This window comes from Mycobacterium sp. TH-M106, from assembly GCF_057473765.1.
In genome coordinates this window covers 1-9,460 of record NZ_JBYCLE010000221.1, presented here as the reverse complement: position 1 = coordinate 9,460, position 9,460 = coordinate 1, and the positions used below count along the sequence as shown (strand labels likewise).

Below are 9,460 nucleotides of genomic sequence, written 5' to 3'. Positions count from 1 at the left end.
CCGTTGCTTTGCAGCTCACGGACCACGTCCAGCTTGTCGTCGGGCAGCACTTCGGCGCGCCACTCGTCGATGCCGAGTTCGGCGGCGACCGCCGAGGCGATCGCCGGATGGTCACCGGTCAACATGACGATGCGGCGTACTCCGCTGTCGCGCAACTTCTTCACCACGTCCGCTGCCTCGGGCCGGACTTCGTCACGCAGGCTGATCAACCCGACCAGGATGCCGTCCACCGCCAGCAACAGTGGGGTCTCGGCCTGCCGGCGCAGCTTTTCCACCCAGCCGGCGGCCCCTTCGGAGACCTCGATGTGCTCACTGCTCAGCAGCGACGGGCTGCCCAGCAACAGCGTCCGCCCGTCGGCCCGAGTGCGCATGCCCAGACCGACCAGCACCTCGCACTCCTCATGCGGCGGAATGCTGATATGGCGTTCCTCGGTCGATCGGATCACCGCTTCGGCCAAGGGATGCCGGGAGTGGATCTCCGAGCTGGCCGCATAGGCCAGCACCTGCTCTGGCTCCCAATCGTTGTGTAGTGCAACGATGTTGGTGACCACTGGGCGGCCTACGGTCAGGGTTCCGGTTTTGTCGAACACAATCGCGTTGACCCGTCCCGCCTGTTCCAGGTGCGAGCCGCCCTTGATCAGAATGCCGCGGCGGGCCCCGTTGCCGATCGCGGCGCTGATCGCGGTCGGGGTGGCCAGGCCGACCGCACACGGGCAGGCGATCAGCAGCATGGTCATCGCGCGGCGCGCGTCCCCGGTGATCGCCAACGTCAGCGCCGAGACGATGAACGAGGTGGGCACGAAGCGGCGGGAGAAGTTCTCGCCGACGGTCTGAATCGGCGCCCGGTCGTGGTGAGCCTCTTCCACGCGGGTGATGATGCGTCCGATGACGGTCTGGCTGCCCACCGCGGTGGCGCGCACCACCAGCCGACCTCGCACTACCACCGAGCCGGCGTGCACCTGAGCGCCGGCGGTAACGCTGACCGGCAGGGTTTCCCCGGTGATCGCCGACTGGTCGACGATCGCGTCGCCGTCGACCACCTCGCCGTCGACCGAGACCGCCACGTGGTCGTGGACCACCACCTCGTCGCCGATCTGCACGGTGTCGATGGGTACCTGAACCTCGGCGCCGTCGCTGCGGATCCATGCGGTGTCCTGGCTGCCGCGCAGCAGCTCGGAGATGGCCCGCCGGGTCCGCCGCAGCGTGAGGTCCTGCAGGAATTCGCCGATGTTGAGCAGCCACAGCACGGTGAGGGCGACCACGTTCTCGCGCAGCACCAGGCTGGCCACCGTCGCCGCCGAGACCAACGCGTCGGTGCCGGCACGACCGGCGCGGATCGAACGCAGCGCCCCGCGCAGGAACGGATAACCGGTGAAGATGGTGAGCCCGGTGGCGGCAACCCGGCCGCCCGCCCGCAGCAGCGGCGGGCGGGCGAACACGTAACGGCGAATTCCCAGCAGTGCCAGCGCCGCCCCGCCGATCACCATGCGAAGCACCTCGGTGTTGCGGATGTCGGACGAGTGTGGCGCGCGGGCCGGGATCAGCTCGGACGGGGTGCGAGCGGCCGAGTCGACGGCGGCCAGCACGGCCGGACGATCACAGCGTTTCGACGAGTACCACACCACCACCGATCCGGTGTGCGGATAGGCGTGCACCGCCCGCACCCCTGCCTCTCGGGAGACCGCCTCCTCGACGGCCACGGCGCGCTGTGGATCGGCGCGCACCCACGGGACGTGCAGCCGCATCCGACCGGCAGCGTCGGCAATCACTGCCGGCACAGCCCGGGCGTCGGTCGTCACGCGATCAATGCTCGTTGTCGTGGACATCACCGGCCACCGGAGCGGGCACCTCCTCGCCGATGCGCTCTCGGGCCTCGGCGACCACGTCGGCGACCTTCAGCCGGGCCGATTCGGCGGCCTCTTCGGCGCGGCGGGTCCCGCGCAGGCTCCATTCGGTGGCCGTCACCGCGGCCTGATGCAGCGGAACCTTGTCCAGCGCCTTGCGCAGCAGCTCGTAGGCGCCCACCCCGACCAGCCCGGTGAGCACCGCGGTGCCCGCCTTCGTCAACAGCGCGTATGCCATCGATGATCCCTCATTTCCCTCTCGTCCAACCAGAATCATTAGCACATTAGCATATTGACATGTATGTGCAACCGACCAGAGCGCTCGGACGACCCGCAACCGCCACGAAGCAGGGATTCAGGATTGTCTGGTTGAGGTTGCCGTCGTCAGTCGACACACTCGGGACTGTCCGACCCCGCGGTGAGGACGGGTGACGCGGGGGGGGCGGCGGCGTCGCTGTCGCCCGACGAGCCGCTCGGGATACCGGGGCCGTCGAGTCCGGATCCGGGGCCGGTGTAGTCGTTGGCCAACAGCACCCGCACCGATCCTGGTGGCACCGACGCGTTCGAGACGACCGGCAGGCCGCCCAGATCCCTGGCTACCGCCTGTGCTCCAAGGTCGTCGGCCTTGCGGGCAAGCACCTGGCTGCCGACCACGTGCTCGGCATCGTTGTTGGCGACAGTGTCGATAGTGAATCCCTTGGCACTCAACACTTCTGATACGGCAGCCGCCAGTCCGTTGACGTCGGTGTCGTTGAGCACGGTGGCAGTGGTCTTCTCCGGCGTATAGGCCAGCTGCTCGGTCTTGCCTTCCTCCTGATCGTGCAGCAGGCCGGCGACCCAATCGGCGACCTGGCCGGAATCGACCCGTACGACGCTCTGCATGCCGTCGTCGCTCCACCCGGACTCTTCGAGCACCGGGATGGTGGCGAAGGCGACGCTTCCGGCCGCCAGTTTCTGCAGCTGTTTGATGAAGTCGATGGCGTCCCAGCCGTTGGACAGCACCACCGACCGCTGGACCGCCTGCTGCAGGCGCGCCACGGTACCCGGGCTGGACAAGGTCTTTCCGGAGATGACCTTGTGCGCCAGTGAGGCCATCACCGCCTGCTGTCGGCGCACCCGGTCCAGGTCGCCGTGCGGCAGTTCGTGGCGCTGCCGGACGAAGCTCAGCGCTTGCGGGCCGGACAGCGTCTGCCAGCCACCCGGAAAGTCGGCACCCGAAAGCTGTTCGTACACTGGCGCTTTAAGGCAAACATCGACGCCGGCGAGGGCGTCGGTGATCAACGCAAAACCAAGCAGGCCGACCTCGGCGTAGTGGTCGACGGTGACGCCGGTCAGGTCAGCGACGGTTTTGATCAGTGCTTCGCGGCCCGCCTCGGTGCCGCGTGCCTCCGCCTCGATGGGCACGACGCCCGACTCGACCAGGTTGGCGCGGGTATCTTCTCTGACCTGGCCGTAGACGCCGTTGATTTTGGTCTTGCCCAGGCCCGGTGCCTCTACGTAGGAGTCGCGCGGGATAGAGATCGCGGTGGCCGAGCGCCCGTTGTTGGGGATGCGCACCAGGATGATGGTGTCGGTGTTGGTGGCCTCATCGTCGCCAGCCCGCAGTGTGGCCAGCTCGTCAGGGGTCAGCGGGTTGCCGTGGGCGTCGGTGCGGCTGTCCATGCCGACCAGCAGGATGTCCACCGCGCCGTCCGCGCCGCCGTGGCCCAACAGCGGCGTGGAGATGTGGAAGATGCCGTCCTCGAACGATCGGATCTGGCTCCACGCCACCCCGGTGCCGCCGACGACCGCCACGGCGGCGACCGTCGCAATCACACGAGCCACACGTTGCACATGCATCACTTCAGACTACTTGGAGTTGAGGCATATCACGGATAGCCGGTCCGGCGTGCCAGACTCAGGGGGTGCCCAGCAGGATCGTCATCACCGGCGGCGGTGGCCAGGTCGGGCGCGTGCTGGCGGCTCGGGCCGCACGTGAGGGTCGCGAGGTGCTGGCGTTGACGTCGGCGCAGTGGGATATCACCGACGCCGCTGCTGCCCGGCAGATCGTGCGACCCGGCGACGTGGTGGTCAACTGCGCTGCCTACACCGCCGTCGACGGCGCCGAGTCCGACGAGCAGGCGGCGTTCGCGGTGAACGCAACCGGTCCGCGCTACGTCGCCGAGGCGTGTGCGGAGGCGGGAGCGCGGCTGATCCACATCTCGACCGACTACGTGTTCAGTGGGGTGTTCAAGGGCGACTCCGGTGACGGAGAGCCGCATCCCTACGAACCCGGCGATGCGACCGGGCCGCTCAGTGTCTACGGGCGCACCAAACTGGCCGGCGAGGAAGCCGTACTCGCCGCGGCACCAGATGCCACGGTGGTGCGCACCGCCTGGGTCTATACCGGGGCGGACGGCAACGACTTCGTCGCCGCCATGCGCAGGCTGGCCGACGGCGAGGAGACCGTGGCGGTCGTGGACGACCAGACCGGGTCGCCGACCTACGTCGCCGATCTGGCGGGCGCGCTGCTGCAGGTGGCCGACGGGCGGATCGGCGCGCGGGTGCTGCACGCGGCCAATCAGGGCGCGGTGAGCCGCTACGAGCAGGCGCGCGCGGTATTCGCGGAGGTCGGGGCGGACCCGGCGCGGGTGCGCCCGGTCACCAGCGCGGACAGGCCCCGGCCAGCGGCCCGGCCGCATTACTCCGCGCTGTCTTGCGTCGATTCGGCACGGGCGGGACTGACGCCACTGCGCGGGTGGCGTGACGCACTGGTCGAAGCGCTGCGGATTGCTCGGTTAACCTCTAGCCCGTGACCGAGACGCTGCCGGTGGTGACCGTGACCTATTCGCCGGGTTCGCATCTGGACCGCTTCCTGGCGTCGCTGTCGCTGGCCACCGAGAGGCCGGTGCGAGTGCTGTTGGCCGACAACGGTTCCGCCGACGGTGCGCCGCAGGAGGCAGTGCGGCGCTATCCCGACGTGCGGCTGTACGCGACTGGGGCCAACCTCGGCTACGGGGGCGCGGTCAACCGCGGCGTCGCCCAGCTCGGGCGGGAGGATTCCGAGGCCGGCGAGCACGGTGAATTTTTTATCGTCGCCAACCCGGACGTGCAGTGGGGTCCCGGCAGCATTGACGCGCTGCTGGACGCGGCGGCGCGGTGGCCACGCGCGGCCGCGCTGGGGCCGCTGATCCGGGAGCCGGACGGTTCGGTGTACCCGTCGGCACGTCACCTTCCCAGCTTGATCCGCGGCGGCATGCATGCCGTGGTCGGCCCGCTGTGGCCGACCAATCCGTGGACGGCGGCCTACCGCCAGGAGCGGCTGGAACCCAGCGAGCGTCCGGTGGGCTGGCTGTCCGGGTCGTGTCTGCTGGTTCGCCGCGCCGCGTTCGACGCGATCGGTGGTTTCGACGAGCGCTACTTCATGTACATGGAGGACGTCGACCTGGGCGATCGGCTCGGCAGAGCGGGCTGGCTCAACATCTACGTGCCGTCCGCCGAGGTGCTGCACCACAAGGGCCACGCCACCGGCCGCGACCCGGCCGGCAACCTCGTCGCCCACCACCGCAGCACCTACACCTATCTCGCCGATCGCCACCCGGGCTGGTGGCGTGCTCCGCTGCGCTGGACGATGCGGGGCGCGCTGGCGGTGCGGGCGCGCCTGGCGGTGCGCAGCTCGCGGTGGAAACCGACCAGAGGGCGGTGACATTCGCGGTGACAACATTGGCGCAGGTCGATGCGGTGGTGCTGGTCGGCGGCAAGGGCACCCGGCTGCGGCCGCTGACGTTATCGGTGCCCAAGCCGATGTTGCCGGTCGCGGGCCTGCCTTTCGTGACCCACCTGTTATCGCGTCTTGCCGCGGCCGGCATCGAGCATGTGGTGCTGGGCACGTCGTATCGACCCGGCGTATTCTCCACGGAGTTCGGTGACGGAGCCAAGCTGGGCCTGCAGATCGAGTACGTCACCGAGGAGCAGCCGCTGGGCACCGGGGGAGCCATCGCCAACGTCGCGCCGCGGCTGCGCCACGACACGGCGCTGGTGTTCAACGGCGATGTGCTCTCCGGCGCCGACCTTTCTGCGCTGCTGGCCTATCACCGCGCCCAGGCAGCCGATCTGACCCTGCATCTGGTGCGGGTCGGCGACCCGCGGGCGTTCGGCTGCGTACCCACTGAAGACGGCAGGGTCACCGCGTTTTTGGAGAAGACGCAGGATCCGCCGAGCGATCAGATCAACGCCGGCTGCTATGTGATGTCGCGCGAGGTGCTGGGCCGCATCCCGGCGGGCCGGGCGGTCTCGGTGGAGCGCGAGGTGTTCCCGGCGTTGTTGTCCGACGGTGTGAAGGTGTGCGGATACGTCGACGCAAGCTACTGGCGGGACATGGGCTCCCCGGAGGACTTCGTGCGCGGGTCGGCCGATCTGGTGCGCGGTATCGCGCCGTCGCCAGCGCTGAGTGGACACCGGGGTGAGGCGCTGGTGCACGACGGCGCGGCGGTGGCGCCGGGCGCCGTGCTGATCGGCGGCACGGTCGTCGGGCGCGGTGCGGAGATCGGTCCCGGTTCGCGATTGGACGGAGCGGTCATCTTCGACGGGGTGCGGGTCGAGGCCGGCAGTGTGATCGAGCGGTCGATCATCGGCTTCGGCGCCCGGGTCGGCCCACGGGCACTGATCCGTGACGGAGTCATCGGCGACGGCGCCGACATCGGGGCACGCTGCGAGCTGCTGCGCGGGGCGCGGGTGTGGCCCGGGGTTTGCATTCCCGACGGCGGGATTCGCTACTCGTCGGACGTGTGAGCCGCATTCACCCTGCGTGGGCGCTGCGTCACCGCGGCGAGCACATCGGCGCCAACGATCCGTGGAGGGTGTCGACGCCTTCGGCTCAGGCAGTTAATATTTTCGCCAGCACAGGTCGGTGTCGACAGGCGGCGCCACAGAGGTCGAGGGTGCGCCATGGCATCGATTCATTTCATCTCGGGCTTGCCGAGATCGGGGTCGACGCTGCTGGCTGCGTTGCTGCGGCAAAACCCGAGGTTTGAAGCCGGGATGTCGGGTCCGCTGGCCGGGCTCTCCGGTGCGCTGCTGCACGAGATGAGTGCCCGCAACGAATTCTCGGTCTTTCTCGACGACGCCAAACGCGAGCGCATCCTGCACGGGTTGTTCGACAACTACTACGCCGACTGCCCCAAGGAAGTAATCTTCGACACCAACCGCGGATGGTGCGCGCGGATGCCGGTGATCGCGCGGCTGTTCCCGGCCGCGAAGGTACTGGCCTGCGTGCGGGAGTTGCCGTGGGTGATCGACAGCATCGAGCGGCTGATCCAGCGCAACGCGTTCACGCCGTCGTCGATCTTCAACTTCACCGCCGGCGGCACGGTCTATACCCGCGCCAACGAGGTCGCGGCGCAGGACGGCTTGGTGGGTGGGCACTACGATGCGCTCAAGCAGGCCTGTTACGGCGCGCAGCGCGACCGGCTGATGCTGGTGCAGTATGAGACGCTGACCGCCGATCCGGCCAAGACGATGGCGGCGATCTACGACTTCATCGGCGAGCCGATGTTTAACCACGACTTCGACCACGTCGACTACGACGTGACCGAGTTCGACGAGCGGGCCGGCACTCCGGGCTTGCATACCGTGCGCCGTGTGGTGAAGGCCGAGCCGCGGGAGAGCCTGTTGCCGCCGGATCTGTTCAACCGGTTCGTCAACGACGCGTTCTGGCGCGACCCGGCGAATGTGCCTGCCGGGTTGCGGGTGGTGTGAGGGCTGGCGTCGATCTCGGGTCGCGCTAGTGTCGATCTCGGCATGACCGACCTCAAAGCTTTTTACGCCGCGCGCGGGCGACCAGGTAGGCCAGCGCATGATCGGCGTCGTCGGGCAGCGCGTCGATCGGCCACCAGCGCAGGTCCACCGACTCGTCGCTGATGCCGATCCGTGCGCACGCTGACGCGTGTGCGACGAACTGCAGGTCCAGGTGGCGGGTCGGCATGCCCAGCGAGCAGGTCACGGGTTGAACGTGTACCGCTGCCAGGTGCGGGTCAAGGCGCAGGTCGGCGATGCCGGATTCCTCGGTGGCCTCCCGTAGGGCGGCGGCGACGACGTCGGTGTCGGTGTCCTCGCAGTGCCCGCCCAGCTGCACCCAGCGGCCCAGGCGGGGGTGCAGAGTCAGCAGCACCCGGTGGCTGGTGTGGTCGAGCACCAGCGCCGAGGCGGTGACATGGCCCGGTTCGCAGTCGCGGGCACAGGCATCGGCGCGGGCGTGTACGAAGGCCAGCACCGCGTGCCGAAGCGAGTCCTGGAAAGCATCCGGTGCATGCCAATCGGACAGGATCGCGATCACGGAGGCCCGAACGCTCACTTGTACACCAGAAGATCATCGACCGGCATCGTGGGCCGCAGCTGCTGCGGCCCATACGGGTAGCCGATCGCGATGGCACCCAACGGTTCCCACTGATCCGGCAGGTCCAGCTGGGCGCGTACCAGATCGGCGACGAAGATGGTGGACCCGATCCAGCAGCTGCCCACCCCGCGCACGGCCATCGCCACCAGCAGCGCCTGCACCGCGGCGCCCACCGCCACGGTGAACATGGTGTGCTCGGCGTCGGTGCGGGCGGCATCAGAGTAGTGGTGCGCGCCGTCGGGGACCATCATCGGGATGACGACTTCCGGTGCTTCGTAGAGGATCTGGCCGCGTGACACTCGACGTTCGACAGCTTCATCGGCCATGCCGTCACCGGTCAGGTCGGCACGCCACTTGTCGCGCATGGCATCCAGCAGCCGGGTGCGCACCGTGGCATTCTGCAGCCAGACGAACCGCACCGGCCGGGTGTGGTGCGGCGCCGGGGCAGTCAACGCCTCGGCGACCGCGGTTTCGATCAGGTGCGGTGGCACCGGATCATCGGTGAAGCGGCGCACCGAGCGGCGCAGTAGTTGTGCTTGCCGGCGGCCCAGGTCGACAGCTTCGGCGGTGCCGAGCCAGAACAAATCCTCGGTGCCCGCCCGCACCAGATCCCGTGCGGTCCACCCGCTGGCGGCGCGGTCGCCGGCGACCGGGCCGCCGACTCCGACAAGGCCGCGCACCACCGCCACCGGAATCCCGGTGAGCTTGCCCTTGACCAGGTCAGCAGCCGCGGCGATTTCGTCGGCGACGGCGATTTCGGTGACAACCAGCTCGTTGCCGTGCCGGTCGAGCGCGCCGGCGTAGGAATGCAGCACGGCCAGGCCGGCGGCGCCGATCGCGACGTCGACCTGGCCGTTGCGCCAGGCACGGCCCATCGTGTCGGTGACCAGTACCGCCGCTCGAACGCCGAGCCGTTCGGCCAGGCCGGCGCGCAGCGCGGCGGCGCTCGCGTCGGGATCGAGGGGCAGCAGGGCCAGTTCGTCCGCACCGACATTGGAGCCGTCCACCCCTGCCGCCGCCTGGATCAGCCCGAGCCGGTTCTCGGTGATCAACGTGCGGCCCTTGCGTGCCAATACGCGCACGGCTTCGCGCTCGACCAGGCTGCGGCGCATTGCGTCTCGCGCGTGGGCATCGGCGGGTGCGGGCGCGATGCGGCCCTCGCACTTGGACACCACCTTGCTGGTGACCACCACAACGTCGCCGTCACGCAGCCACGGTGCGGCCGAAGCGACTGCGCCGGAAA

The 9,460-nt window shown here is 69.1% G+C and carries 9 protein-coding genes; 4 read left to right on the top strand and 5 right to left on the bottom strand.

All coding sequences use genetic code 11. The annotated features are described in order from the left end of the window. The 3 genes from AC2VOP_RS08075 to AC2VOP_RS08065 form a co-directional block, all read right to left on the bottom strand. Positions 1 to 1,745: heavy metal translocating P-type ATPase (locus AC2VOP_RS08075; RefSeq protein ID WP_486960480.1), on the bottom strand; the 1,745-nt coding region annotated here is incomplete at its 3' end. Between the two features lie 58 nt (positions 1,746 to 1,803). After that, entirely contained in the window at positions 1,804 to 2,082 is a 279-nt protein-coding gene (locus AC2VOP_RS08070; protein ID WP_486960477.1) for a DUF1490 family protein, read from the bottom strand. A 146-nt stretch (positions 2,083 to 2,228) separates the two neighbouring features. Continuing rightward, positions 2,229 to 3,683: an LCP family protein gene (locus tag AC2VOP_RS08065; RefSeq protein ID WP_486960476.1), complete on the bottom strand. Its 1,455-nt coding sequence runs from the start codon at positions 3,681 to 3,683 to the stop codon at positions 2,229 to 2,231. Positions 3,684 to 3,748: 65 nt separating this feature from the next. Between AC2VOP_RS08065 and rfbD the strand changes: the two genes are divergently transcribed. From rfbD to AC2VOP_RS08045, 4 genes are all read left to right on the top strand, one after another. Further along, complete coding sequence (rfbD, locus tag AC2VOP_RS08060) at positions 3,749 to 4,639, top strand: dTDP-4-dehydrorhamnose reductase (RefSeq protein WP_486960475.1); 891 nt, start codon at positions 3,749 to 3,751, stop codon at positions 4,637 to 4,639. 14 nt (positions 4,640 to 4,653) lie between these two features. Then, positions 4,654 to 5,529: a glycosyltransferase family 2 protein gene (locus AC2VOP_RS08055; protein WP_486960479.1), complete on the top strand. Its 876-nt coding sequence runs from the start codon at positions 4,654 to 4,656 to the stop codon at positions 5,527 to 5,529. A 17-nt stretch (positions 5,530 to 5,546) separates the two neighbouring features. Then, a complete protein-coding gene (gene manB / locus AC2VOP_RS08050) occupies positions 5,547 to 6,614 on the top strand; it encodes a mannose-1-phosphate guanylyltransferase (protein WP_486960478.1) in 1,068 nt (355 codons plus the stop codon). A 156-nt stretch (positions 6,615 to 6,770) separates the two neighbouring features. After that, positions 6,771 to 7,580 carry a sulfotransferase family protein gene (locus AC2VOP_RS08045; RefSeq protein ID WP_486960474.1) on the top strand — a complete coding sequence of 270 codons (810 nt, stop codon included), beginning with the start codon at positions 6,771 to 6,773 and terminating at the stop codon, positions 7,578 to 7,580. 52 nt (positions 7,581 to 7,632) lie between these two features. Here AC2VOP_RS08045 and AC2VOP_RS08040 read toward each other — a convergent pair whose 3' ends face one another. Together AC2VOP_RS08040 and AC2VOP_RS08035 are read right to left on the bottom strand one after the other, a co-directional pair. Beyond that, on the bottom strand, positions 7,633 to 8,175 hold the full coding sequence (locus AC2VOP_RS08040; RefSeq protein WP_486960473.1) for an NUDIX hydrolase: 543 nt from the start codon (positions 8,173 to 8,175) through the stop codon (positions 7,633 to 7,635). Next, positions 8,172 to 9,460: coenzyme F420-0:L-glutamate ligase (locus AC2VOP_RS08035; RefSeq protein ID WP_486960472.1), on the bottom strand; the 1,289-nt coding region annotated here is incomplete at its 5' end. The genes AC2VOP_RS08040 and AC2VOP_RS08035, both read right to left, overlap by 4 nt.

Coding starts and splice junctions, on each gene's coding strand:
- AC2VOP_RS08045 (WP_486960474.1), top strand. CDS start 6,771: ATGGCATCGATTCATTTCATCTCGGGCTTGCCGAGATCGGGGTCGACG.
- AC2VOP_RS08070 (WP_486960477.1), bottom strand. CDS start 2,082: ATGGCATACGCGCTGTTGACGAAGGCGGGCACCGCGGTGCTCACCGGG.
- AC2VOP_RS08065 (WP_486960476.1), bottom strand. CDS start 3,683: ATGCATGTGCAACGTGTGGCTCGTGTGATTGCGACGGTCGCCGCCGTG.